This is a genomic window from Sulfitobacter sp. W074 (assembly GCF_025142275.1).
Classification (GTDB): domain Bacteria; phylum Pseudomonadota; class Alphaproteobacteria; order Rhodobacterales; family Rhodobacteraceae; genus Sulfitobacter; species Sulfitobacter profundi.
The window spans coordinates 2,833,854-2,858,583 of the sequence record NZ_CP081130.1; the positions used below are offsets into that span (position 1 = coordinate 2,833,854).

The window sequence follows — 24,730 nt, forward strand, 5'->3', positions numbered from 1 at the left end:
GCCCCCCGTTGTGGGCGGCGATACTGGACCCACGGGCCAAGAGTGAGAGGAGTTTCAGAATGGTTCAAAAAATTCGGAATAAAAATGTAGCGCGTTGTTTTACCCTAGAAAAGTGAAACGCCCCGCTCGATCAGAGAAGGGCGTTTCGGGGTCTAAAGTTCGGCGACGGTACCGGCAGCCATGATGGTGCCGGTAGGGGCGCCGTCGGGGGCGCCGCCCGGTGGCTCATCCGTGATGGCCAGTGTGATCTGCGCTGCCTCGGGTGCCAAATCGGCGGGCAAGACCACGCGGTTGACTTCACCCTCAGGCAACACGCCCAAAGAGATCGGCGCGCGGTCCGGCAAGATGGCCCAAAGCTCCAGAACGCGGCCTTCTGGTGCGGTGCCCGAGACCCGGCGCAGCGCGATATCGCCGCGCGACATGTCCATGACAGCCAGCAGTTCCAGCGCGCTGTCTTCGGCGGCCATGCGGGTGGCATAGACCTCGCCCGGCGACTGAACCGGTGCCTCGCGCAGCATCGGCAAGGCAAGGAAGGCCACGGTGGCGAGTGCCGCAACCGATATCACTTGCCAGAGCCAGAGCCGCTGCATCAACGGCACCTGCCGCGCGGGGAAGAGCCGCGACATCAGCGTGCGGCGCAGTTTCGCAGGCGGGTCGACGGGCGCGATATCGTCGGTCATCGCCACGAAACGCTCCTGCCAATCGGCGACGCTGCGGGAAAAATCACGGTCTTGAAGTAGGCGCGCGCGCGCCGCCACACGGTCTTCGCCTTCCAGCAGGCCCAAGGCCACTTCGGCGGCCAGAAGATCGTCGTCTCCGGCTGGAATGATGGGGGTGTCACTCATGCGCTCATACACTCCCGCAGGCTCATCAACCCGCGACGCAGCCAAGTGCGCATGGTATTGAGCGGCACGTTGAAACGCTGCGCAAGGTCGGCATAGCTGTCGCCGTCGAGATAGGCACCGCGCACTGCGGCACTGCGATCTGCCTCAAGGTCGTCCAGACAGTTGCTGAGGCGCGTGGCCTCGGACGCGGCCACGGCGGATTGCTCGGGGTTCGGCCCCGGCGCGGCCAGTTCCAGCCCCGGCGTATCAATATTCTGATGGCCTTTGCGGGTGGCGCGCAGCCGGTCGATCGCAGTGTTGCGCGCAATGGTGATCAGCCACGTCATCGGCGACAGGCCATTGGCCTGATAGCGGTCGGAATGGTTCCAGATTTTGACGAAACTGTCCTGCATGGCGTCCTCTGCTGCGGCCCGTGTATCCAACACACGCAGGCAGACCCCGAATAGTTTCGCAGACACCCGATCATAAAGCGCCTCAAAGGCGGCACGATCCCCTAATGCAACCTGTGCAATCAGACGTTCAATCTCTTCACGGTCGCTGTCCAAGGGCCACTCCTTTGGGCGTTGATGTCTATTTCGGCACAGCAATCATGGTGCGACAGCCGCTACAAAAGTCAACGATGCAATAGAACCGCATCTTTCGAATGCCACCCTGCCCCATCCTTGGGCCGTCGCGCAACCCATCGCGGAAAAACGAAAAATCGCCCTGCCGTTCACAAAGATTGCAGGCTCTGGATGCTTAGGCTACCCACAATTCAGAGGGGAATGCGCAAAGGGAGACTGTGCATGCAAAACGCGCTTGAGACGTCATATGACGTGGTGATCGTGGGCGGGGCCATCTACGGCTCGGCACTGGCTTGGTGGCTGACCAACACGCCGGGGTTTGACGGTGAGGTGCTGGTGGTGGAGCGTGATCCCACCTATGAATTCGCCTCGACCAGCCATACGAATTCCTGCATCCGGCAGCAGTTCACCGCGCCAGTGAACATCCAGATTTCGCAGTTCGGGGCCGAGTTCATCCGCAACTTCCGCCAGTTTATGCATGATGATCCCGAAGTGCCAGAACTGGCGCTGCAGAGCTTTGGCTACCTCTACCTTGCCGATACGCCCGCGTTCGCCCAGACCCTGCGCGAGGCGCAGAGCATTCAGGCCTCCATGGGCGCGCATACCCAGCATATGACCAAGGATGAGATCGCCGCGCGCTATCCGTTCTACATGCTCGACGATGTGATCGCGGGCAACCACAACACGGTGAACGAAGGCTATTTCGACGGCGGCACCATGTTTGATTGGTTCAAGCGTATGGCCAGGCGCCGGGGCGTGACCTTTATCCATGATGAGGTGACGGGCATGACCCTGAACCCCGCAGGCAGCGCGGTGGATGCGGTGACGTTGAAATCCGGCGCAGTGGTCGCTTGTGGCACGGTGGTCAACGCCTCTGGCCCCCGCGCGGCGGCGACGGCGCAGATGGCGGGCATCACCCTGCCCGTCGTGCCACGCAAACGCTACACCTTCATCTTTGACGCCGCCGAGCCGCTAGAGATGGACCTGCCGCTGACCATCGACCCCAGCGGCGTGCATATGCGCCAAGAGGGCAAGTATTATATGGCCGGCTGCCCGCCCGAAGATGACTATGACGCGGCCTATGATGACTTTGCCTTTGATCATTCGATCTGGGAGGAGAAAGTCTGGCCCATCATTGCCACCCGCGTTCCGGCCTTTGAACGGGTCAAGGTGATCAATGAATGGGTCGGCCACTACGCCTTCAACACTGTGGATCAAAACGCAATCGTCGGGCGGCACGACAAGGTCGAAAACTTCGTCTTTATGAACGGATTTTCCGGCCATGGGTTGCAGCAAGCCCCCGCCATCGGGCGCGGCACGGCTGAGTTGATTACCCATGGCGCCTATCGCACGCTGGACCTCACTCCATTGGACTACGGGCGCATCACGCGGTCGGAGAAATTTATCGAAAAGGCCGTGATATGAAGCACCCCGAGAACGCATTCCTGACGGCCATCCGCGCCGGGAAAAAGCAGTTGGGCCTCTGGGCCTCCCTCTCGGATGGCTATGCCGCCGAGGTGGTGGCCCATGCGGGCTATGACTGGGTAATGCTGGATATGGAGCACGCGCCGAGCGACATGAAATCGGTGCTGGGGCAGCTACAGGCATTCTCGGGCAGCGACACAACGGCGATGGTGCGGCCTGATTGGAACGACGCGGTCAAGGTCAAACGCCTGATGGACCTCGGCGCGCCGGGGCTGCTGTTTCCGATGGTACAGACGCCTGACGAGGCCCGCGCCGCTGTTGCCGCCTGCCGCTACCCGCCGCGCGGTATCCGGGGCGTGGCCGGGCTGAACCGCGCCAACCAGTTTGGCCGGGTCGAGGATTACAACACCGAGGTCGAGAACCAGACCGCGATCTTGATCCAGCTTGAAACCCGCGCCGCCGTCGGAAACGCCGCCGCCTTTGCCGAGGTTGAGGGGATCGACGGCATCTTCTTTGGCCCCGCCGACATCGCTGCTGACATGGGCCATCTGGGCCAGACCCTGCACCCCGAAGTGTGGGAGGTCATCCGCCCCGCCGCCAAGCTGCTGATGGACAAGGGCATTCCTGTGGGCACGCTGGTCACCGACCCCGATTTCGCCGCCGAATTGCTGAACGAAGGCTTCACCTTTGTCGCCTGCGGCACGGACGTCGGTCTTTTGGCCAAAGGGGCCGATGCGCTGCGCGCCCAAGTGCGCGACAAGATTTCTGAGACGTGAAAGGAAGATATTATGAAATTTAAGAAACTGGTCCTGACAGGTGCTGCCGGTCGGCTTGGCTCTTACCTGCGTGAGCCGCTGGCCGCGATGTGCGAAGAATTGGTCAGCTCCGACATCGCCGACGACATCGGCAAGCTTTATGAGGGCGAGCGCTATCAGAAGGCCGATCTGGCAGAATACGATCAGGTCGCCGCCCTGATGGAAGGGGCCGACATGGTGGTGCATTTCGGTGCCATCGTGGACGAAAAACCCTTTATGGAGCTGCTCGGCCCGAACTTCGTCGGCTCTTACAACGTGTGGGAAGCGGCCTATCAAGCAGGCGCACGCCGCGTCGTCTATGCCTCCTCGATCCATGCCGTGGGGATGCACAAGAAATCCGATTTCATCGGCATTGACGCCCCCCACAAGCCTGACACATTCTACGGCCTCGCCAAATGCTTCACCGAAGACCTCGGCTCAATGTATTGGGACAAACGCCAGCTTGAGTCCGTGCATCTGCGCATCCTCAGCGCCGCGCAGGTCAACAACTCCCGCGCGCTTGGCTCGTGGCTCAGCTATGACGATCTGATCCAACTGGTGACCCGCGCAGTTGACACCCCCTCGGTCGGTTTCTCGGTCATCTACGGCGTGTCGAACAATGACCGCGCGCCGGTGGACAATGCCAAGGCCGCGTTCCTCGGTTACCGGCCCAAGGACAACGCAGAGCAATTCGCCGAAAAAGTGCTGGCCGAAGAAGGCCCTGTCGACATCACCGACCCCGGCCAGATGTGCCACGGCGGCCCCTTCGCCAAGGTCGATCTGGGCGAAAGCGGCATCGCGCAGATGACCATCGTCGACGACAAAAAAGAGACCTGATCAGGCTCCGAGGAGGGACCGTCATGAAGCTACAAGACCTCGATATCATCGTGACGGCCCCGCCCGCCCCCGGCTGGGGCGGGCGCTATTGGATATTGGTCAAGGTGACCACCGACACCGGCGTGACCGGCTGGGGCGAATGCTACGCCGCCAGCGTCGGGCCCGATGCGATGCGCGCGGTGATCAAAGATGTCTTTGCCCGTCATATGCAGGGCGAGAACCCCGAGAACATCGAGCTGATGTTCCGCCGCGCCTATTCCGCGGGCTTTACCCAGCGGCCAGACCTGACTGTAATGGGCGCGTTTTCAGGTCTTGAAATCGCCTGCTGGGACATCCTTGGCAAAGACCGCGACCGTCCGGTGCATGCGTTGATCGGCGGGCGCACCAATGACCGGGTGCGCGGCTATACCTACCTCTACCCCCTGCCGCATCACGATATGGCGGAGTTTTGGACCTCGCCCGAGATGGCGGCGGAATCGGCGGCGGATTGCGTGGCCCGCGGCTATACGGCGGTGAAATTCGACCCCGCTGGCCCCTATACGCTGCGCGGTGGGCATATGCCTGCGATGTCGGATATCAGCACCTCGGCGGCGTTCTGCAAAGCCATTCGCGAGGCCGTGGGCGACCGTGCCGATCTCCTGTTCGGTACCCACGGACAGTTCACCACCGCAGGCGCGATCCGGCTGGGCCAAGCGATCGAACCCTACAGCCCGCTCTGGTACGAAGAGCCGATCCCCCCAGACGCGCCTGAGCAGATGGCCAAGGTCGCGCGCGGCGTGCGCATCCCGGTGGCAACGGGCGAGCGGTTGACGACGAAGGCCGAGTTCGCGCCCCTGTTGCGCGCCGGTGCGGCAGAGATTTTGCAACCGGCACTTGGCCGCGTGGGCGGCATTGCAGAGGCCAAGAAGATCGCAGCCATGGCCGAAGTCTATAACGCGCAGATCGCACCGCATCTTTATGCCGGGCCGGTGGAATGGGCGGCGAATGTGCAGCTTGCCGTGTCGATCCCGAATATTCTGATGTGCGAGTGCATTGAGACGCCGTTTCATGACCAGCTGATCAAAGGGTCGATCCGGGTGGAGGATGGGTTCATCACCGCACCCGAAGCGCCCGGTCTGGGGATCGAAGTGGACGAAGACCTCGCCCGCGCGCATCCCTACACAGGCGATGGCCTGCATCTCGAGATGCGCGAAGCGCCTTGCGATTATGTGAATGGGAATAATTTTCAGGGCGGTGCGCCAGCGGATAGCCACTAGGCGCGCCCACCCGGGCGGGATTCAAGCCGCAGGCGCCGGGCCATCGCCTGCCCGCCCGTCACGCCGAAGGCGTGCCGGCAGATACTGGCCCACCTCTGGTGTGACCGGGCAGGCGATTTGGCCGGGCTTGGCACAACTTCGCGAAGGCGCACCGAGATTGCATCATAAAGTGGCTTAACGCGCCCGCGGATCGCCGACCCGCGGGCAGGCGCTGACCCTCAACTACCCCAACAACTCCCGCGCCGCCGCCACAATACCCTCGCGCGAGGGCAGGGTCGCCGCATAGGCCGGACCCGTCGCGATAAAACTGTCCTCCGCCGTTAGCCGCGCAAAACGCTCAACCCCGCGCTCTGCCATCAGCGCCATCAACGCTTCGGCCTGCCCGCCGGTGCGGCGACATTCATCAACGATCAGCACAGGCCGATCCCCGATGGCCGCCATCAACGCCTCATCTGGCATCGGAGCCAGCCAACGCAGGTCAATCACCCGCGCCGCGACACCCTGCTCTGCCAGATCATGCGCAGCCTGCTGGCTCAGGTAATGCCCGTTACCATAGCTCACGATCGCCAAATCGGCCCCCTCGCCCGTGACACCAACCTCGCCCAGACCAATCCGCTGGTCCGGCGCCGGGTAGTGCCGCATCCAGCCGCCGTCCCCGGCCTCCAACAAATCCCGCATCGGGTAAAGCGCGATGGGCTCGACAAAGACCACCACCCGCTGGTCCTCACGCGCCAAACGGTGCGCCTCGCGCAGCATCATCGCGGCGTCATCCCCGGCCGAGGGGCAGGCAATGACGATCCCCGGAATGTCGCGCAGCACGGCCAGTGAGTTGTCGTTGTGGAAATGCCCGCCAAAGCCCTTTTGATAGCCCAAACCGGCGATGCGCAGTACCATCGGATTGGTCCATTGCCCGTCCGAGAAGAACGGCAGGGTGGCCGCCTCACCGCGCAACTGGTCTTCGGCGTTGTGCAGATAGGCGAGGAACTGAATCTCAGGCATCGGCACGAAACCGTTATGCGCCATACCGATGGCGAGGCCCAGAATGCTCTGTTCATCCAACAGCGTGTCGATCACACGCCCCGGCCCGAAACGGCCCTGCAACTTTTGTGTCACGCCATAGACCCCGCCCTTGCGGCCCACGTCCTCGCCCATCAACATGGTCTCGGAATGCGAGAGCATCAGATCATGCAGCGCCCAGTTGATCAGCCGTGACATCGGCTGCGGGTTGTCCATTTGCGCCATGTCGCTGCCAAAGGTTTCGGCCCGCACTTCCGCGCTCGGCCCATTGCTCGGCGCGCAGTCGCGTTTGGGCGGCACGAGGCTCGCCATCACATCCGATGCAGTCTTGAGCCGCGGGCGTTTGACCACCTCTGCCGCCGCTTTCGCCACGGCATCTTGGGTCTCACGGTAAATCGCCAGCGCCTCATCGGCGTTCATTCCGGCCTCCACCAACAGGCGCGCGGAATGCAGCAGCGGATCGTTCGCCTCATCTGCCTCGACCTCTGCACGCGGCAGATAGGAAGTCGCCACATCCGCCCCCGCATGACCATAGAGCCGCACAGTGCGCAGATGCAGGAAGGCGGGCTTGCGGTGCACCCGCACGTAATCCGCCGCCTCTTTCGCCGCAGCGAAAGCGGCATGAAGGTCCAGCCCGTCGCCCTCGAAATACTTCAAGCCCGGACGGGCAGACATGGAGGCTTTGATCCAGCCCGTCGGGGTCTTCGTCGAAATCCCGATGCCATTGTCCTCGCAGACGAAAAGCAGCGGCAGCGGCACGCCCTGTACGGCGGTCCAACAGGCGGCATTGATCGCGCCCTGCGCGGTGGAGTGGTTGGCCGAGGCATCGCCAAAGCTACACATGGCGATTGCATCGCGCGGCAGGATCGCATGCTCGGGCCGGTTGCGCCGTGCCATGCCGATGGAATGCGCGGCCCCCACGGCCTTGGGCAGGTGGCTGGCAATGGTCGAGGTCTGCGGCGGGATCATCAGCGGGCGCGAGCCCAGCACCTTATGCCGCCCGCCGCTGATCGGATCCTCAGCCGAACAGGCGAAACTCAGGAGCATATCGCGCAGCATGTCCTGCCCCTCGGCCTGATCGGCGCGGGCGATCTGGAACGCCGCATCACGGTAGTGCAGGAAGGCGATGTCATCGACCCGCAGCGCCGCCGCCACCCCCGCCATGCCTTCGTGCCCGGACGAGCCGATGGTGTAAAACCCCTGCCCCTCTTTCTGCATCACGCGGCTTTGCAGGTCGAGCGCGCGGCTCAGGACCTGCGCGCGGTAGAGCCGCTCCAATGCGGCACGATCAAGCGCCTTTTTGTCGGAGGTGGAAACGGGAAAATCCCCCGCCGCGACGCGACGGAGGAAGTTTTCATGAACGATGGCAACGCGGTCCATGGGGCCTCTTGGAATAGGAATTAAACGCCGATGGCGAAAGTATTTCGGCCAGAAAGAAAGGCGCCGCCTCTCTTTCTGGCCATAAGTATTTGGGAGTGGCCGGGGGAACAATTCCCCCCGATGCCGGTCTTTAGAAGAACGCCTGCAGGCCGGTCTGGGCGCGGCCCAGGATCAGGGCGTGCACGTCATGGGTGCCCTCATAGGTGTTCACCGTCTCAAGGTTCATCATGTGACGGATCACTTGGAATTCACCCGAGATACCGTTGCCGCCGTGCATGTCACGCGACATGCGCGCCACGTCGAGCGCCTTGCCACAGTTGTTGCGCTTGACGATCGAAACCATCTCGGGCGCGGCATTGGCGGCGTCCATCAAACGGCCCACCTGCAGCGAGCCCTGCAGGCCGAGCGAAATCTCGGTCATCATGTCGGCCAGCTTCTTCTGGAAAAGCTGGGTTTGGGCCAGTGGCTTGTTGAACTGCTTGCGGTCCAACCCGTACTGCAGCGCGGCGTGCCAGCAGAATTCCGCAGCACCCATTGCACCCCAAGAGATGCCATAGCGCGCGCGGTTCAAACAGCCGAACGGCCCCTTCAGACCCTGCACGTTGGGCAGCAGCGCGTCTTCGCCCACTTCGACGCCGTCCATCACGATCTCGCCGGTGATCGAGGCGCGCAAGGACAGCTTGTTGCCCACTTTCGGCGCGCTCAGACCCTTCATGCCCTTCTCCAGCACGAAGCCGCGGATCTTGCCGTCATGCGCCTCGGACTTGGCCCAGACCACGAAGACATCGGCGATGGGGGAGTTTGAGATCCACATCTTGGAGCCGGTCAGCTTATAGCCATTCTCGGTCTTCACGGCGCGGGTTTTCATGCCCGCAGGGTCGGAACCTGCGTCAGGCTCGGTCAGGCCAAAACAACCGATCCATTCGCCCGAGCAGAGCTTCGGCAGATACTTCTGGCGCTGCTCTTCGGAGCCATAGGCATAGATCGGGTACATCACGAGGCTTGCCTGCACCGACATCATCGACCGGTAGCCGCTGTCGACCCGCTCAACTTCGCGCGCGACGAGGCCGTAGGAGACATAGCTGCCGCCCAGCCCGCCGTATTCCTCGGGGATGGTGACGCCCAGAAGGCCCATCTCGCCCATCTCGCGGAAGATTTCGGGGTCGGTCTTTTCCTCGGCGAAGGCTTCGATGACGCGCGGTTGCAGCTTTTCCTGCGCATAGGCACGGGCGCTGTCGCGGATCATGCGTTCGTCTTCGCTCAACTGGCTGTCGAGGCGGAAGGGATCCTGCCAATCGAAGGTACCAAGATCGGGTTTGTCCTTGGCGCGCAGCTTGGGGGCGTCTGCAGTCATGATGCATCCTTTCGGGTGATGTGATTTGCGGCAGTATTGCAAACTGGCGGCGCAAACTCTATCGCTGCTTTGTCCTGAGTTCATGAGAAAAAGTCATATGATCGCGCCCCGCCGCTTCCTGCCCTCGATCTCGGCCCTGCTGTCCTTCGAGGCTGTGGTGCGGCTGGGCACCGCCACGGCGGCAGCGCAGGAACTGAACCTGACGCAGAGCGCGGTAAGCCGCCAGATCAAGACGCTGGAGGAACAACTAGGCGTGTCGCTGATGATCCGTCAGGGGCGGCGGCTGAGCCCGACGCAGGCGGGGTTGGATTATGTTACGCAGGTGCGCGACATCCTGAACCGGCTGGCGCAGGCCTCGGTTTCGGCCCGGACGAACCCCACGGGCGGCACGCTGGATCTGGCGATCTTGCCCGCCTTTGGCATGCATTGGCTGGCCCCCCGGCTGCGCGATTTTGCAAGGGATCATCCAGAGGTGACAGTCAACCTCTCCACCCGGTTGCGGCCCTTCGCCTTTGCAGGCAGCCGATTCGACGCCGCCATTCATTTTGGTCATGAAGACTGGCCCGGCGTGCGCTATCTGCCGCTTTTGCCGGAAACGGTGGTGGCCGTCTGTGCGCCTGATTTGCTGGCCGAACCGTTGGAGGATGCGCGCGATGTGCGGCATCTGCCGTTGTTGCATCTGGAAACCCGCCCGCGCGGGTGGGCGCGGTGGTTGTCCTCGCTTGGGGTAACCGATGAGCCGCCGGGCGGGATGATGTTCGACCAATTCTCGACCATGGCGCAGGCGGCGATCCACGGGCTGGGGGTGGCTCTGCTGCCGACCTTTTTCGCCCGCCCCTACCTGCGCGACGGGCAATTGGTGCTGGCCGCGTCGCAAACCACGCAGAGCATCGGCAATTACTACCTCGTCTGGCCCGAAGACCGGGATGAGACCGCGGCGCTTGCGTCTTTCCGCGGCTGGCTCGCCCAGCAGGCAGAGCCCGCGACAGACTGATAATCCGGCCCGAACCGGCCAAAGTTATGCCGCATTTACATTGTATAAAACCGGCTAACCCGCCCGCATCGGGCGATCCAAAGGAGCAGATGATGCTAAGTTCATATCGCAAAAGCGCCGGTGCTCTGGCCCTCGCCCTGAGCGTTTGCGCCGCCAGTGCCATGGCCGAGAACCGCAACGTGCTGATTGTTGACGGTGCCTATTTCCCAGCGCTTTCGCATGTGCAGCCGGGCGATCAGGTGGTCTTTACCAACAATGCCACGGGCAGCCACACGATCACCGGTGAAGGCGATGCCTGGACCAGTGACGCGATCCCCGTGAACGGGAGCTATACGCTCGACATTACGGCAGAGACCCCGACGACCTTCAGTGGCCAGACCTTGGAAGAGCCTGCCTTTGAAGGGGCGATCAGTTTCGACTAACCGGCCCCGCGGTTGCACGGCCCATTCAGACTTACCAAAGCCCCGCCCTCAACCGCGGGGCTTTGGTGTTTCATCGCTTGGCCTTACTGGGCAAAGACACGTTCCATATCGGCAAAGCCTTTGACCTCGATCGGGTTGCCCGAAGGGTCGCGGAAGAACATGGTCGCCTGTTCGCCCGGCTCCCCTTCGAAACGCAGCGACGGTTCGATCACGAAATCAACCTTCGCGCCTTTCAGCCGCTCGGCCAGCGCCTTCCAATCGTCCATCTGCAAGACCACCCCCAGATGCGGCATCGGCACCATATGTTCGCCCACCTTGCCGGTGGCTTCTGTGGCGAAAGGCTCCCCCAGATGCATCGAAATTTGGTGGCCAAAGAAGGAATAATCGACCCAAGTCTCGGTCGAGCGGCCCTCGGTGCAGCCCAGCACATCGCCATAGAAAGCACGGGTCTCATCAAGGTGGCGGACGTTATAGGCAAGGTGGAAGGGGGTGAGCATGGAGGGTCTCCTATCTATCTGCTGCCCCCTGTGTATCCTGCCCGGTGGAAGGTGCAATAGCGCGGCGTTTCTCAAGGATCACCAAACCAAAAGGGCGCGCCCCTTTCAGGACGCGCCCAAGTCAATCAGGCCAAAACCTGTCCTTATTTCATGGTGATACGACCGTCGGTATAGGGCTTGTATGTGCCATCCTTGGCCAGATACTCGGCCGTGACATCCGCCAGATCGGGGCCGTAGTCATAGGCATTGGCGGCGTCCTTGAACATCGCATAGCCATCGCCACCGTTGCGAACGTAGTTGTTCGAGACGGCACCATAGGTTTTCTCAAGGTCAATCGGCGCACCCGCGACCATCACGTCGCTGATCCGGCTGCCAGCTTCTGCCTTGGGATCAAAGGCAAAGGACATGCCCGCCACTTGGGGGAAACGCCCTGCGCCCTCTTCATGCTGGCTCACGCCGTTTTCCAACGCCTCGATCAGTTGCGCGCCGGTGACTTGGAAGGTCGACAATGTGTTCTGGAACGGCAACACGGTCAGCACTTCACCCATCGTCACCTCGCCCGCGTCGATAGAGGCACGCAGCCCGCCCGAGTTGGCAATCGCCACGTCGATGCCCTGATCCTTCACCCGGTCAAGCATCGCGTCGGCCACAAGGTTGCCCATTGAGCATTCCTGCGCGCGACAGTTGCCGCGCTCCCCGTCGATTGCCTCGGCTGCATCGGCCACCACCCGGTTGCGGATTTCCTCAAGCGGCTTGGCAGCTTCGGCGATACGGTCAACGGTGTCCTGATCTTCGGTCACGGCAGCGTCCATGATCAGCGGCTCGCCCTCGGCCTTGGTGATATTGCCCTCATCGTCAAAGGTCACATTCAACTCGCCAAGGAATTTGCCATAGGCATAGGCCTGCACGATTGCCGTCTCGCCCACCATCGTCGGATAGGGACCCTCGGCACGCTCGTTCGTATTGCTGAGCAGCGTGTTGGTATGGCCGCCCACGATCACATCGACCCCAGTGGTTTCCGCCGCCACTTTCTGGTCAACGCTATAGCCTGAGTGGCTGAGCACGATGATCTTGTTCACGCCCCTAGCAATCAGCAGATCAACCTCGCCCTGCACGGCGGCAACAGGATCAGAGAAGGTGATATTGTCGCCGGGGCTGGCCAACTCATGCGTGTCTTGCGGCGTCAGGCCGATCAAGCCGATCTGTTCGCCTCCCTTTTCGATCACGGTCGATTTGGCCAGCTTGTCGGCCAGAAGCGGCTCCGCCGTAACATCAGCGTTGGACATCAGCACCGGGAATTCCAAGGCGTCCATAAAGCCGCGCAGCACTTCGGGGCCATCGTCGAATTCATGGTTGCCCACGGTCATCGCGTCATAGCCCATCTGGTTCATCATCTCGGCGGCCAATGCGCCCTTGTACTGGGTGTAGAACAACGTGCCCTGAAACTGGTCACCGCCGTCCACAAGGATGCTGTTGCCTGCCCGCTCGCGCGCCTCGGTGATCGCGGTCATCAGCCGGCCAGAGCCACCGAAACACTCGCCTGCTGTATTGTCTTCGGCACCGCAGGGACCGTCATATTTGCTGATCGGCTCAAACCGCGCGTGAAAATCATTGGTGTGCAGAATGGTGAGGTTATATTCAGCTGCCGCCATACCACTGGTCAGAGCCAGCGCTGCGGTCGCAGTCAGGAATCGTTTCATGATAGTTCCCCTGTTGGTTGTTATGCCGGTATCGTGGCGCGGGGTTTGGTCTGTGTCAAAGATCATATCGCCTGCCCTATGGTCACCCGCAGGTCTTGACCCCGCCCCGCCCGGCGGGCATCAGAAGTCATGCTGATTTTTAAGATATTCCGCGCCGACGAATGGGCGGCGCTGCGCAAGAACGGGGTCTCTGACGGGGCGCCGATTGATGTCACCGATGGCTACGTGCATTTCTCCACCGCCGAACAGGCCGAGGAAACCGCCGCCAAGCATTTCAAAGGCGAAGAGGGTCTCTTCCTGCTCGCACTTGAGGCCGAAAGCTTAGGCGATGCGCTGAAATGGGAGCCGTCGCGGGGCGGCGCGCTTTTCCCGCATCTCTACCGCCCGCTCAAGATCGAAGACGTGGTCTGGGCACAGCCCCTGCCCTTGGTGGATGGCGCTCATGAATTCCCCGCCGGTCTGGGCGCAGCAGGCGCATGATGCCGGTGATCGAAAAAATGGGCCTTAACGCGCTGCACCGGATTGACCCCGAAGCGGCGCATGGGCTGGCGATCCGGGCTTTGCGGGCGGGCCTGGCCCCGGCCCCCGGGCCGCAGACCTCTGCACGCTTACACACAACGGTTGCTGGGCTGGATCTGCCGAACCCCGTCGGGCTGGCCGCGGGTTTTGACAAGAACGCGACCGCGGTCGCCCCGCTTTCCCGCGCCGGTTTCGGCTTTATCGAAGTGGGCGCCGCCACGCCCCTGCCCCAGCCCGGCAACCCGCGCCCGCGTCTGTTTCGCCTGACCGAAGACCGCGCCGCGATCAACCGCTTCGGCTTTAACAACGAGGGGATGGAGGCGATCTGCGCCCGGCTTTCGCGCCGCGGCGCCGGTGTGCCGGTGGGGCTGAACCTTGGTGCGAACAAGACCAGCCCAGACCGCGCTGCCGACTTTGCCCGGGTGATGACCGCCGCGCGCAATCACGTCGATTTCGCGACGGTCAATGTCTCCTCCCCCAACACCGAGAAGCTGCGCGATCTTCAGGGCAAGGCGGCGCTTTCGGCCCTGCTCGAAGGGGTGATGGACGTGCGCGGTGCCACGCCCGTTTTCCTGAAAATCGCCCCCGATCTCAGCGAAGCCGAGATTGAGGACGTGGCCGAGGTTGCTCAAAATTCAGGCGTTGCTGCCATCATTGCGACCAATACCACGCTCGACCGGACGGGTCTTGCCAGCGCCCATGCGGCCGAGGCGGGCGGCCTCTCCGGTGCGCCGCTGTTTGAACGGTCGACTCGCGTCTTGGCGCGGCTGGCGGGGCTAACGGATATTCCGTTGATCGGCGTTGGCGGGGTGTCGGATGCGCAGACCGCCTATGCCAAGATCTGCGCCGGTGCCTCGGCGTTGCAACTTTACACCGCGCTGGTCTTTGGCGGTCTTGGGCTGGTGCGTGAGATCACCACGGGGCTCGATGCGCTTTTGGCGCGCGATGGTTTCGCCACCGTGGCCGAGGCCGTGGGCAGCAAACGCGAGGATTGGCTATGATCACCCTGTGGCACAATCCGCGCTGTTCGAAATCGCGGCAGGTGCTGGCCTTGATCGAAGAGGCGGGCGTGGACGTGAGCCTCCGGCGTTACCTCGAAGACGCCCCGACGCGGGATGAGATCATCGCCGCCCGCGACGCTCTTGGCCTCCGCCCGATTGAGATGGTGCGGACCGGCGAGAAGGTGTTCAAAGAGATGGGTCTGACCAAGGACAGCCCCGAAGAGACGCTGATCGACGCCATGGCCGCCCATCCGATCCTGATCGAACGCCCCATCGCCTTTGGCCAAAGCGGCGCCGTGATCGGGCGCCCGCCGGAAGCGGTGCAAAGGCTGCTCTAGCCCGCCGCGCGTTCCAGTGCCGGATAGCGCAGCGCCAAGGTTATGCCCCGCACCACGAAGGACACCAAGAGCGATATCCACAGCCCGTGGTTGCCCAAGCCAGGCACCAAAATCAGCGCCGTCACGGCATAGACCAGAAATGACACCAGCATCATATTGCGCATGTCACGCGACCGCGTGGCACCGATGAAGATGCCATCAAACATATAGGCCGCGCAGCCCAGAACCGGGGCCGCGACCATATAGGGCAGATAGACCCGCGCGAGGTCTTGCACCTGTGGCGCCTTGGCCATCAGATCAATGATCCCCCCGCCCGAAACGGCAAAGACCAGCGCCAGCGCCAAGCTGACCAGCAGCGCCCAAGCGGAGGTCAGCACCGCTCCGCGCCGCAGGACATCACGCTGCCCCGCGCCGTAGGCCCGGCCAATGATCGCCTCGGCGGCAAAGGCGAAACCGTCCAGCCCGTAGGAGGTGATCATCAGGAATTGCAGCAGCACCTGATTGGCCGCCAGCGTCACATCGCCCAAGCCCGACCCCATGAAGAGGAAGGACACAAAGATCGCCTGCAACAGCAGTGAGCGGATCAGGATGTCGGTATTCACCCGCATCATGCGCGTCCAGCGCGGTCCGTCAAAGACCTGCGCCCAGTCGCGCCAGGCTACCCCGGCAAAGGCCGCCCGGCAGAACCACAGCCCCAAGGCCGCCCCGCTCCATTCCGCGAGGAAGGTGGCGATGGCCACGCCCTCGACACCCCAGCCGAGGCCCAGCACGAACCACAGATCCAGCAGGATGTTCAGCCCGTTCATCCAGACCTGCAACACCAGCACGGCACGGCTGCGTTCCTGCGCGATGAGCCAGCCGGTGATCGCATAGATCGAGATGGCAGCAGGCGCGGACCAGATGCGGATCGCCATATATTGCCGCGCCAGCCCCTCTACCTCCGGTGATCCGGGGGCGAGTTGAAACGACGCCCAAAAGAGCGGCAGTTGCAGCGCCATCAGCACCAGTCCGGCGCCCGCGCCGATCAGCAGCCCGCGTGTAAGCAGCGCCGCGACCTCGCCCTCTTCGCCATTGCCCGCCGCCTGCGCGGTCAGGCCCACGGTGCCCATCCGCAGAAAACCGAAAATCCAGTAAAGCGCCGACAGGATGATCGCCCCCAGCCCCACCGCGCCGATGGGTGCCGCGGCCCCCATCTGCCCGACCACGCCGGTATCGACCGCGCCAAGGATCGGCACGGTGGCGTTGGAAATGACAATGGGAACGGCGATCTTAAGCACGCGGCGATGGGTCACCACATCGCGCGCCACCAGCGTGCCACGCTTAACCGCGCGCACTTCTGCCTCGCTGAGCGGCTCGGCTTCTGATTTAGAGTCAGCCACGCCGCTGCGGCATCAGGAAATGGCCCGTGGCCTGAGCGAAAATGCGGCTGCGGTTGTCCTGCCACGCCTCAACATGAACAGAGGCATAGCGCCGCCCCGACCGGTTGATCCGCGCCCGTGCATAGGCATCGCGCGGCAGACCGGAGCGCAGGTAATCCACGGTGAAATCGATCGTTTTGGGCAGCCGGGGCAAATGATCGGCATCCAGATTGTCCAGATCAAGCGCGCCGCTTTCCATGTCCTCCCAGATCAGCCCCCAGCTTAGGGTGATGATCGCGGTCACCTCCAAGAAGGCCGCCGTTGCACCGCCATGCAACGCAGGCAGGATCGGGTTGCCGATCAACTGTTCGGAAAAGGGCATGATGCCTGTCAGCTCATCCCCACGGCGCTCAAACTCGATGCCCAGAAAGCGGATATAGGGCACACCTTCGACCATGGCGCGCAGCACCCCGTCGCGGCGTTGCTTGATCACCTGAACCGGCTCTGGCTTGCGATGTTTGGTCATTTGTGGCCCTCCACGGTGAAGGTTCCTGTGGCGGTGGCCACGAAATTCTCGGCGTCCTCATCCGTCGCCGTGGCGCGCACAAAGGCGACCGAGCGGGTGACGTGATAGCAGGTCGCGCGGGTGGTGATCGTTTGGCCCGGCGTGGCGGCGCGCAGGTATTCGATCCGCAGATCCATGGTGGCGGTAGCCGAGGGATTGCTGGGGTGGCTCATCACCGCCGCGCCACAGCAAGTGTCCATCAAGGCCGAGACCGCCCCGCCGCTGATCACTCCGGTTTTGGGGTCGCCCACCAGTTTGTCATCATAGGGCATGGTGATCACGGCAGAGCCATCGCCCAACTCCTGCAGCTCCATCCCGAGCGCCATGGAATGGGGCAGCGCCTGAATGAACTGTCGCGCCATTTTCAACTTATCCGACATGCAGCCCACCCCTTTGCGTCTGGTTTTGACCTTTATCATGGGGGGATGGCGAAAGGGCAAGACCACCTGTTGCGCATCCCCGCGCGTGACCATAGTTTGCCTGAAGGGAGTAGATGCTTTGGACGATGAACGCCTGACATTCAAAGAGATGTGCGCGGCATTTGACGTGACGCCACGGACGTTGCGCTATTACGAGTATATCGAATTGCTGCAACCGCACCGCGAGGGGCGCTCGCGCTTCTATGGCCCGCGTGAACGGGCGCGGATGAAGCTGATCCTGCGCGGCCGCAAGTTCGGCTTTGCGCTGGAAGACATCCGGCAGTGGCTGTTGATCTATGAAAAAGAGGGGACCGAGGCGCAGATGCGCACGTGGGTCACCATGGCAAATGGTCAGCTAGAAGAACTGGCCGAGCAGCGCCGCCAGTTGGACGAAGCCATGGCGGAGCTGCAAAAGCTGCGCGACGACACCGCCGCGGCAATCGCTTCGAACGAGGGCTGACCCGCAGCCTCAGCGGCCGCCGGGCTGCGACAACTGCGCGATCAGCATCTGCAAATCCGCAGTGATGCGGATGAGGTCGGAAACAACATCGGGGCTCGCATCGCCCGCCAGATCGAATGCGCTGTTCTCGATGGTTTCAGATGCGGCTTTCAAATCCGCGACCACGCGTACGCGCGTCTGCGCATCGGAACCGTTGCCAGCCCCATTACTTGTCTGTTCTTGTTTTTGTGACATGCTTCGAACCTCTTTGGGTGAAGGACCCGCACCTACAGCCGGTCCGACGCAGGGTCATGTCACGCAGTCACGCGACAATGACGCGGGGTCAGCATACCGCCTAGGGCGGCCCTTCTTTCGGACGGCGCAGCAGCCCCGCGCCCAAGCCCCGGATGGCGGCGGTGGTGCGGTCATTCACGTCAAGCTTGGAAAAGATCCGCCGCACGATCGTATCGACCGTATGAGGCGAAATCCCCAGTATTTCGGCAATGACGCTGTTGCTCTTGCCGGTGGCGATCCACTCCAGCACCTCAACTTCACGCGGAGAAAGGCCGAAATCGCGTGCCGATTGGCTTTCGGCCAAGGCGCAATAGCGCAGATGCGCGATTTGGGCCGCGCTGAGAAGTTTGTACAAGGCCCCCGGCGACAGACGCGGCTGTTTGGCGGCAAACCCCAGCCCCACAACGGCGGAATCCCCGCCCGGGCCATGCACTTTGAGGGAGATGCCGTCATTCGGGTAGCGCCGCATCAACCCTTTCATATAGACGCTTTCCGCAGGGGTCAGCCGCGCCGCGCCCGCCACATCCGACCAATAGAGCGGCATCACCTGTTGTCGGGCCAGCGCTTCGACAGGGCTTTCGCGCAGCTTCTCTACATCCAGAAATTGCGAATGCCACTGCGGCCCCTCCGCGCCATTGCCGTTGAACTTATAGAGGATCGCAGGTGCGCCGGGGCTGTCCCCGTGATAGCTGACCAGATCAATCCCAAGCCCTTGATAATAGCCTAGACCGCAGGCCAAAATACCCGCAGCGGAGGTGGCGTTCTGCGCGCAGTGAACCAGTTCGTCCAGCGTTTTCGGCCCGTTTTGATCGAGGTTTGCCATCTCCTACCCACTTTGATGCCCAAGCCCATCGGGGGCGGGGGCGCCCCACCTGTCCCAACCTACAGGAAATCCCCCCGCGTATAAAGTGACGCAACGTATCGCTTACGTCAACGTCAACTCCCGTTGTATCAGCAAGGTCAGCCCCCAACTGAAGTCTCGAAACGACGATTGGAGAGTGAAGAGATGACCGCCGACACGCTGACCATTCGCCAGATGTGCGACGCTTTTGAAGTCACCCCGCGGACCCTGCGGTTCTACGAAGCGAAAGAGCTGCTCTTTCCGTTGCGCGAGGGACAAAAACGCCTGTTTACCAAAAGCGACCGTGCCCGGCTCAAGCTGATCCTGCGCGGCAAACGCTTTGGTTTCAGCCTCGAAGAGATCCGTCAGTTGCTCGACCTTTATCACATGGGCGACCAGCAGCAGACGCAAATCGCCGCAGCCTATGAAATAGCCCGCGCCCGTCTGGCCGACCTCGAGTCGCGCCGCGAAGAGCTGAATGAAGCAATCGAAGACCTTAAAGACCAGTTAAAATGGGGGGAAAAGATGATCTCCTCCATGAACCAACCCCGCCGCGCCGCTGAATAAACGCAGCCGAATAACCCCGGCGGCAAGGCCCGCACCCACATCCATAAAAAGACGACCCGGAGAGCAAAGATGCCCAGTTACACAGCCCCCACCAAAGACCTGCAATTCGTTCTGCACGATGTGCTGAAAGTGACCGAAAGCAAGACCCCCGGTTATGAGGAGCTGGAGCCTGATTTCACCTCCGCCATTCTTGAAGAAGCAGGCAAGCTGACCTCCGAAGTCCTCGCCCCGCTGAACGCCGTGGGTGACCAAGAAGGCTGCCGCTTGGAGAATGGCGTCGTCTATACGCCCAAAGGGTTCAAAGAAGCCTTTGAAAAGGTGAAAGAAGGCGGCTGGACGGGCCTCGACATGCCCGAAGCTTATGGCGGGCAAAACATGCCCTATGTCCTCGGCACCGCTGTGGGCGAGATGTTCTCTGCCGCGAACCAAGCCTTCACCATGTATCAGGGCCTGACCCACGGCGCGGCCTCGGCGATCCTTGCCCACGGCACCGACGCGCAGAAAGATACCTATCTGCCCAAGATGGTGTCCTGCGAGTGGACCGGCACGATGAACCTGACCGAGCCGCATTGCGGCACCGATCTGGGTCTAATGCGCACCAAAGCCGCGCCGCAGGACGATGGCAGCTACAAGATCTCCGGCCAGAAAATCTTCATCTCGTCGGGTGAACACGACATGGCCGACAACATCATCCATCTGGTGCTGGCCAAGATCGAAGGCGGCCCCGAAGGCATCAAAGGCGTGTCGCTCTTCATCGTGCCCAAGTTCATGGTGAACGAAGACGGCTCCTTGGGTGAGCGCAACGGCGTCTCCGTCGGCTCCATCGAAGAGAAGATGGGCATCCACGGCAACTCCACCTGCGTGATGAACTACGACGGTGCCACCGGCTATCTGCTGGGGACCGAGCACAAGGGCATGCGCGCCATGTTCACCATGATGAACGAAGCCCGCGTCGGCGTCGGCATGCAGGGTCTGGCACAGGCCGAAGTCGCCTATCAGAACGCTGTGATCTACGCCAACGACCGCCTGCAGGGCCGCGCCGTGACCGGTGCCGTGGCCCCTGAAAAGCCCGCCGATCCGCTGATCGTCCACCCCGACATCCGCCGCTCGCTGATGGACCAAAAAAGCTTTGTCGAAGCCGCCCGCGCCTTCATCCTTTGGGGTGCGACAATGATCGACGCCGCCCACCGCGCCGAGGATAAAGACGCCGACGGCCTCGTGTCGCTGCTGACCCCGGTGATCAAAGGTTTCTTGACCGATCAAGGCTACGACATGACTGTGAAGGCCCAGCAGGTCTACGGCGGCCACGGCTATATCGAAGAATGGGGCATGTCCCAGTTCACCCGCGATGCCCGGATCGCCCAAATCTACGAAGGCGCCAACGGCGTTCAGGCGCTCGACCTCGTGGGCCGCAAACTGGCCCAGGACGGCGGCAAACATGTGATGGCGTTCTTCGATCTGGTCAAAGGCTTCATCAAGGATAACGCCGGTCAGGATGCCGAGTTCGACGCAGCCTTCCTCGACCCGCTAAAGGCGGCCAGCAAAGACCTGCAAGCGGCGGGTATGTACTTCATGCAGAACGGCATGAAGAACCCCAACCACGCGCTCGCAGGGTCGAACGACTTCATGCATATGTTCGGCCATGTCTGCCTTGGCCTGATGTGGGCCAAAATGGGTCTGGCGGCGAAAGAGGCGTTGAAGAACGGCAGCGGCGACGCCACGTTCTATGAGACGAAGCTGGCCACAGGGCGCTACTATATGGCACGGCAACTGCCCGCCACGGCGCTGCACCTGACCCGCATCCAATCGGGCGCGGATACTGTCATGGCGCTGGAGGCCGCAAACTTCTAAAACGGGTGGTGGGGGCCTGTCCCCCACCCTGCCCAACACCCGGAGAGACCATGCCAAAACGCTTCCGCCTGACCCGCCGCTTCCCCGTCGCCATGACCGAAGAGGGCTACCGCAGGCTGAAGAAGTTCAGCACGGATGCAGGTCTTGATGAAGGGGAAGCACTGTCGTTCCTGTTCGAGAATTTTAACTCGGTCATGAACGAAGAAAACCTGACCGCGCGGCTGCGCCTGTTCAACGCCGAACTGGAAAGCCGCAAACGCTGAACCCTGGGGAGGGGCGGATGACGCAAGGCAAGACATCCAGCTGGATGACCGACGAACACCAGATGATCGCCGATATGACGGCGCAATTCATCAACGCCGAATGGGCGCCCAAGTTCGAGAAATGGCGCAAACAAGGCCAAATGGACCGCGAGACTTGGGCACAGGCGGGTGAGCTCGGCCTGCTCTGCCCCTCGGTGCCCGAAGAATATGGCGGGGCCGGCGGTGATTTCGGCCACGAAGCCGCGATTCTGATCGAAGGCTCGCGCGCCAACCTCGCCTCTTGGGGCCATGGCATCCACTCGGGCATCGTCGCGCATTACATCCTCGCCTATGGCACCGAAGACCAGAAAAAACGCTGGCTGCCCAAGATGGTCTCGGGCGAGTTGGTCGGCGCGCTGGCGATGACCGAACCTTCCACCGGATCGGACGTGCAGCGGATCAAAACCAAGGCGATCCGCGACGGCAACGCCTATAAGCTCTCTGGCCAAAAGACCTTCATCACCAACGGCCAGCACGCCAATCTGATCATCGTCGCGGCCAAAACCGACCCCAAGGAAGGTTCCAAAGGCGTCTCGCTCGTTGTCGTCGAAACCGACGGCGCACAGGGTTTTCAACGCGGCCGCAACCTCGACAAGATCGGCCTGCATGCGGCGGACACCTCGGAACTGTTCTTCGACAATGTCGAAATCCCACCAGAAAACATCCTTGGCCAAGACGAAGGCCAAGGCTTCTACCAAATGATGCAACAACTGCCCCAAGAGCGCCTGATCATCGGCTGCGGTGCGGTCGGCGCGATGGAAGGCGCCGTGGCGCGCACGATTCAATACTGCAAAGAACGCGAAGCCTTCGGCGGCCCGCTGACCCAGTTCCAGAACACCCGCTTCCAACTGGCCGAAGTGAAAACCAAAACCATGGTGGCCCGCGCCTTCCTCGACGAATGCATCAGCGAACATCTGCGCGGGGAGCTAACCGTCGATAAGGCCGCGATGCAAAAATACTGGCTGACCGACACCCAAGGCGAAGTGCTTGATGCCTGCTTGCAACTGCACGGTGGCTACGGCTTCATGCAGGAATATGCGGTCGGCGAAATGTGGGCCGACGCGCGGGTGCAGCGCATCTACGGCGGCACCAACGAGATCATGAAGGAACTGATCGCGCGCAATCTCTGACCGCGCGCCCAGCCCCGGCCGCCGCGCAGAGGTATTTAAGAAAGGATGAAAATAAGGGCGCAAGACCCCCCTCTTCATCCTTTTACCAAATACCGTCCGACCGTGCCGCGAACGATGACAGATTGAGGAGGAATGATACGTGACCATCCAGCTTTACTGCTTTGGCGAATCCGGCAACGCCTATAAGGCCGCGCTTGCTTTGGAACTCTCAGGCTTGGACTGGAAGCCGGTGAAGGTCGACTTTTTCGGCGGCCAGACGCGGCAGCCCGACTATCGCGCGCAGATCAACAACATGGGCGAGGCCCCGGTGATGATCGACGGCGATCTCCGGCTCACGCAATCAGGCGTGATTCAGGATTACGTCGCGGAAAAGGCGGGCAAATTCGGCGGCGGCGACGCGACGGAACGGCGTGAAATAATGCGTTGGGTGCTATGGGATAACCACAAGCTGAGTGGTGTTGCTGGGATGACCCGTTTCTTGATGAATTTCCTGCCCGAAGACAAACGCCCCGCCGAGGTTATTGCCTTTAGCCAAGGGCGGCTCAAGGCGGCGTACGGCGTGCTGAACGACCATCTCGACGGCCGCGACTGGATCGTGGGCGACGAATTGACCAACGCAGACCTCAGCTGCTGCGGGTATCTTTATTACCCCGAGCCTTTTGGCTTTGACCGCAGCGACTGGCCCCATATCGACGCGTGGCTCACGCGTTTGAGCGAAACACCGGGCTGGAAGGCCCCATACGACCTGATGCCCGGCAGCCCTGCTGACCGCGCCTGACCCTCGGAGGACATGAACATGACCCAAGACGTTTACATCTACGACGCGATCCGCACCCCACGCGGCAAGGGCCGCAAGGACGGCGCGCTGCATGAAGTCACCTCGCTGCGGTTGTCGGCACAGACATTGAACGCGCTGAAAGAGCGCAACAACCTTGAAGGTCATGCCGTTGAGGACGTGATCTGGGGCAACGTCACGCAGGTGATGGAACAGGGCGGCTGTCTGGCACGCTCAGCGGTGCTGGCGTCCGATTTGGACGAGCGTATCCCCGGTTTGGCCATCAACCGTTTCTGTGCCTCCGGCATGGAAGCCGTGAACCTTGCTGCCAACCAAGTCAAAGGCGGCGCGGGCAATGGTTATATCGCTGGCGGTGTCGAGATGATGGGCCGTGTCGCGATGGGCGCTGACGGTGCCGCGATTGCCGTGGACCCGACGCTGGCGATGGAGAAATACTTCGTGCCGCAGGGTATTTCGGCCGATATCATTGCCACCGAATTCGGTTTCACCCGTGACGAGGCCGACCAGTTGGCCATGCAGTCCCAACAGCGCGCGGCGCGGGCTTGGGAAGAGGGCCGCTTTGACAAATCCGTGATCACTGTGCGCGACCAGAACGGCCTCGCGATCCTTGATCGTGACGAATACATGCGCCCGCAGACCGACATGCAGTCGCTTGGCGGCCTGAACCCGGCGTTCCAGCAGATGGGCGAAGTGATGCCCGGCTTCGACAAGGTCGCGCTGATGAAATACCCGCATCTGGAGCGGATCAACCACATCCACCACGCGGGCAACTCGTCGGGCATCGTCGACGGTGCTGCGGCTGTTTTGATCGGCAACAAAGAGTTCGGCGAGCAGCACGGGCTTAAGCCCCGCGCCCGCATCCGCGCCACCGCCAAGATCGGCACCGATCCGACCATCATGCTGACCGGCCCGGTGCCGGTGACCGAGAAGATCCTGAAGGACAACGGCATGACCATCGGCGACATCGATCTGTTTGAGGTCAACGAGGCTTTTGCCGCCGTGGTCCTGCGCTTCATGCAGGCCTTTGATGTGGACGACAGCAAAGTGAACGTGAATGGCGGCGGCATCGCCATGGGCCACCCTCTGGGCGCCACCGGTGCCATGATCATCGGCATTCTGCTCGATGAGATGGAGCGCGCTGACAAGGAAGTGGGGCTCGCCACGCTCTGCATCGCCTCCGGCATGGGTGCCGCCACCATCATCGAGCGCGTGTAAGCCGCGTAAGG

The 24,730-nt window shown here is 62.1% G+C and carries 27 protein-coding genes; 16 read left to right on the top strand and 11 right to left on the bottom strand.

Annotated features, from left to right (window positions below; all coding sequences use genetic code 11):
- Positions 1-152: 152 nt before the first annotated feature.
- Both K3762_RS14005 and K3762_RS14010 read right to left on the bottom strand, forming a co-directional pair.
- Positions 153-845, bottom strand: coding sequence for an anti-sigma factor domain-containing protein (locus K3762_RS14005; protein WP_120351663.1), 693 nt, complete (start codon positions 843-845; stop codon positions 153-155).
- Complete coding sequence (locus K3762_RS14010) at positions 842-1,390, bottom strand: sigma-70 family RNA polymerase sigma factor (protein ID WP_120351664.1); 549 nt, start codon at positions 1,388-1,390, stop codon at positions 842-844. Before K3762_RS14010 ends, K3762_RS14005 begins: the two co-directional genes overlap by 4 nt.
- Before the next feature lie 240 nt (positions 1,391-1,630).
- Between K3762_RS14010 and K3762_RS14015 the strand changes: the two genes are divergently transcribed.
- Genes K3762_RS14015 through K3762_RS14030 form a run of 4 tightly spaced genes read left to right on the top strand, consistent with a single transcriptional unit; the run spans position 1,631 to position 5,720 of the window.
- A complete protein-coding gene (locus K3762_RS14015) occupies positions 1,631-2,833 on the top strand; it encodes an FAD-binding oxidoreductase (protein ID WP_132444328.1) in 1,203 nt (400 codons plus the stop codon).
- On the top strand, positions 2,830-3,609 hold the full coding sequence (locus K3762_RS14020; RefSeq protein ID WP_132444327.1) for an HpcH/HpaI aldolase/citrate lyase family protein: 780 nt from the start codon (positions 2,830-2,832) through the stop codon (positions 3,607-3,609). Before K3762_RS14015 ends, K3762_RS14020 begins: the two co-directional genes overlap by 4 nt.
- 12 nt (positions 3,610-3,621) lie before the next feature.
- Positions 3,622-4,464 carry an NAD(P)-dependent oxidoreductase gene (locus K3762_RS14025; RefSeq protein ID WP_120351667.1) on the top strand — a complete coding sequence of 281 codons (843 nt, stop codon included), beginning with the start codon at positions 3,622-3,624 and terminating at the stop codon, positions 4,462-4,464.
- A gap of 23 nt (positions 4,465-4,487) precedes the next feature.
- Positions 4,488-5,720 carry a mandelate racemase/muconate lactonizing enzyme family protein gene (locus tag K3762_RS14030; RefSeq protein ID WP_132444326.1) on the top strand — a complete coding sequence of 411 codons (1,233 nt, stop codon included), beginning with the start codon at positions 4,488-4,490 and terminating at the stop codon, positions 5,718-5,720.
- Between the two features lie 222 nt (positions 5,721-5,942).
- Here the strand turns inward: K3762_RS14030 and K3762_RS14035 are convergent, their stop codons facing one another.
- Both K3762_RS14035 and K3762_RS14040 read right to left on the bottom strand, forming a co-directional pair.
- A complete protein-coding gene (locus tag K3762_RS14035) occupies positions 5,943-8,117 on the bottom strand; it encodes a thiamine pyrophosphate-dependent enzyme (protein ID WP_132444325.1) in 2,175 nt (724 codons plus the stop codon).
- A 130-nt stretch (positions 8,118-8,247) separates the two neighbouring features.
- The gene (locus K3762_RS14040) at positions 8,248-9,471 is read right to left on the bottom strand and encodes an acyl-CoA dehydrogenase (protein ID WP_067630156.1); all 1,224 of its coding nucleotides are present in this window, start codon (positions 9,469-9,471) and stop codon (positions 8,248-8,250) included.
- A gap of 97 nt (positions 9,472-9,568) precedes the next feature.
- Between K3762_RS14040 and K3762_RS14045 the strand changes: the two genes are divergently transcribed.
- On the top strand, positions 9,569-10,465 hold the full coding sequence (locus K3762_RS14045) for a LysR substrate-binding domain-containing protein (RefSeq protein ID WP_067938686.1): 897 nt from the start codon (positions 9,569-9,571) through the stop codon (positions 10,463-10,465).
- An 89-nt stretch (positions 10,466-10,554) separates the two neighbouring features.
- Positions 10,555-10,887: a hypothetical protein gene (locus K3762_RS14050; protein ID WP_150120555.1), complete on the top strand. Its 333-nt coding sequence runs from the start codon at positions 10,555-10,557 to the stop codon at positions 10,885-10,887.
- 83 nt (positions 10,888-10,970) lie between these two features.
- On the opposite strand, the gene K3762_RS14055 is transcribed toward K3762_RS14050, so the two are convergent.
- Positions 10,971-11,384 carry a VOC family protein gene (locus tag K3762_RS14055; protein WP_132444324.1) on the bottom strand — a complete coding sequence of 138 codons (414 nt, stop codon included), beginning with the start codon at positions 11,382-11,384 and terminating at the stop codon, positions 10,971-10,973.
- Between the two features lie 143 nt (positions 11,385-11,527).
- Positions 11,528-13,084, bottom strand: coding sequence for a bifunctional UDP-sugar hydrolase/5'-nucleotidase (locus K3762_RS14060; RefSeq protein ID WP_132444323.1), 1,557 nt, complete (start codon positions 13,082-13,084; stop codon positions 11,528-11,530).
- 129 nt (positions 13,085-13,213) lie between these two features.
- On the opposite strand from K3762_RS14060, the gene K3762_RS14065 reads away from it, so the two are divergent.
- Genes K3762_RS14065 through arsC form a run of 3 tightly spaced genes read left to right on the top strand, consistent with a single transcriptional unit; the run spans position 13,214 to position 14,942 of the window.
- Positions 13,214-13,564, top strand: a complete 351-nt coding sequence (locus K3762_RS14065) for a DUF952 domain-containing protein (RefSeq protein WP_132444322.1) — start codon at positions 13,214-13,216, stop codon at positions 13,562-13,564.
- The gene (locus K3762_RS14070; protein ID WP_120352272.1) at positions 13,564-14,604 is read left to right on the top strand and encodes a quinone-dependent dihydroorotate dehydrogenase; all 1,041 of its coding nucleotides are present in this window, start codon (positions 13,564-13,566) and stop codon (positions 14,602-14,604) included. Before K3762_RS14065 ends, K3762_RS14070 begins: the two co-directional genes overlap by 1 nt.
- Positions 14,601-14,942, top strand: coding sequence for an arsenate reductase (glutaredoxin) (gene arsC / locus K3762_RS14075; RefSeq protein WP_132444321.1), 342 nt, complete (start codon positions 14,601-14,603; stop codon positions 14,940-14,942). Before K3762_RS14070 ends, arsC begins: the two co-directional genes overlap by 4 nt.
- On the opposite strand, the gene K3762_RS14080 is transcribed toward arsC, so the two are convergent.
- The 3 genes from K3762_RS14080 to K3762_RS14090 are packed head-to-tail and all read right to left on the bottom strand — an operon-like array spanning position 14,939 to position 17,245.
- Positions 14,939-16,276 (bottom strand): MATE family efflux transporter, encoded by a 1,338-nt coding sequence (locus K3762_RS14080; protein WP_206054292.1) that lies wholly within the window; start codon positions 16,274-16,276, stop codon positions 14,939-14,941. The two genes, arsC and K3762_RS14080, sit on opposite strands and share 4 nt — an antisense overlap.
- A 37-nt stretch (positions 16,277-16,313) precedes the next feature.
- Positions 16,314-16,826 carry a PaaI family thioesterase gene (locus K3762_RS14085; RefSeq protein WP_067938682.1) on the bottom strand — a complete coding sequence of 171 codons (513 nt, stop codon included), beginning with the start codon at positions 16,824-16,826 and terminating at the stop codon, positions 16,314-16,316.
- Positions 16,823-17,245, bottom strand: a complete 423-nt coding sequence (locus tag K3762_RS14090) for a PaaI family thioesterase (protein WP_067938691.1) — start codon at positions 17,243-17,245, stop codon at positions 16,823-16,825. The genes K3762_RS14085 and K3762_RS14090 overlap by 4 nt, the downstream gene beginning before the upstream one ends.
- A gap of 118 nt (positions 17,246-17,363) precedes the next feature.
- Here K3762_RS14090 and K3762_RS14095 point away from each other — a divergent pair, with 118 nt between their 5' ends.
- Positions 17,364-17,744, top strand: coding sequence for a MerR family DNA-binding transcriptional regulator (locus tag K3762_RS14095; RefSeq protein WP_260010070.1), 381 nt, complete (start codon positions 17,364-17,366; stop codon positions 17,742-17,744).
- Positions 17,745-17,753: 9 nt separating this feature from the next.
- Here the strand turns inward: K3762_RS14095 and K3762_RS14100 are convergent, their stop codons facing one another.
- Together K3762_RS14100 and K3762_RS14105 are read right to left on the bottom strand one after the other, a co-directional pair.
- On the bottom strand, positions 17,754-17,978 hold the full coding sequence (locus K3762_RS14100; RefSeq protein WP_260010072.1) for a hypothetical protein: 225 nt from the start codon (positions 17,976-17,978) through the stop codon (positions 17,754-17,756).
- Positions 17,979-18,078: 100 nt separating this feature from the next.
- The gene (locus K3762_RS14105; RefSeq protein WP_259945864.1) at positions 18,079-18,840 is read right to left on the bottom strand and encodes a LuxR family transcriptional regulator; all 762 of its coding nucleotides are present in this window, start codon (positions 18,838-18,840) and stop codon (positions 18,079-18,081) included.
- 183 nt (positions 18,841-19,023) lie between these two features.
- Between K3762_RS14105 and K3762_RS14110 the strand changes: the two genes are divergently transcribed.
- The 6 genes from K3762_RS14110 to K3762_RS14135 all read left to right on the top strand — a co-directional run bounded on the left by K3762_RS14110 (position 19,024) and on the right by K3762_RS14135 (position 24,719).
- Positions 19,024-19,425, top strand: coding sequence for a MerR family DNA-binding transcriptional regulator (locus K3762_RS14110; protein ID WP_067630105.1), 402 nt, complete (start codon positions 19,024-19,026; stop codon positions 19,423-19,425).
- 69 nt (positions 19,426-19,494) lie between these two features.
- Entirely contained in the window at positions 19,495-21,276 is a 1,782-nt protein-coding gene (locus K3762_RS14115) for an acyl-CoA dehydrogenase C-terminal domain-containing protein (RefSeq protein ID WP_260010074.1), read from the top strand.
- Positions 21,277-21,326: 50 nt separating this feature from the next.
- The gene (locus K3762_RS14120) at positions 21,327-21,539 is read left to right on the top strand and encodes a hypothetical protein (protein ID WP_067630099.1); all 213 of its coding nucleotides are present in this window, start codon (positions 21,327-21,329) and stop codon (positions 21,537-21,539) included.
- A 17-nt stretch (positions 21,540-21,556) separates the two neighbouring features.
- Positions 21,557-22,708, top strand: coding sequence for an acyl-CoA dehydrogenase family protein (locus K3762_RS14125; RefSeq protein ID WP_132444317.1), 1,152 nt, complete (start codon positions 21,557-21,559; stop codon positions 22,706-22,708).
- Between the two features lie 139 nt (positions 22,709-22,847).
- A complete protein-coding gene (locus K3762_RS14130; RefSeq protein WP_067940122.1) occupies positions 22,848-23,486 on the top strand; it encodes a glutathione S-transferase family protein in 639 nt (212 codons plus the stop codon).
- Between the two features lie 18 nt (positions 23,487-23,504).
- Positions 23,505-24,719 (top strand): acetyl-CoA C-acetyltransferase, encoded by a 1,215-nt coding sequence (locus K3762_RS14135; protein WP_067630090.1) that lies wholly within the window; start codon positions 23,505-23,507, stop codon positions 24,717-24,719.
- The last annotated feature ends 11 nt before the right edge of the window (positions 24,720-24,730 follow it).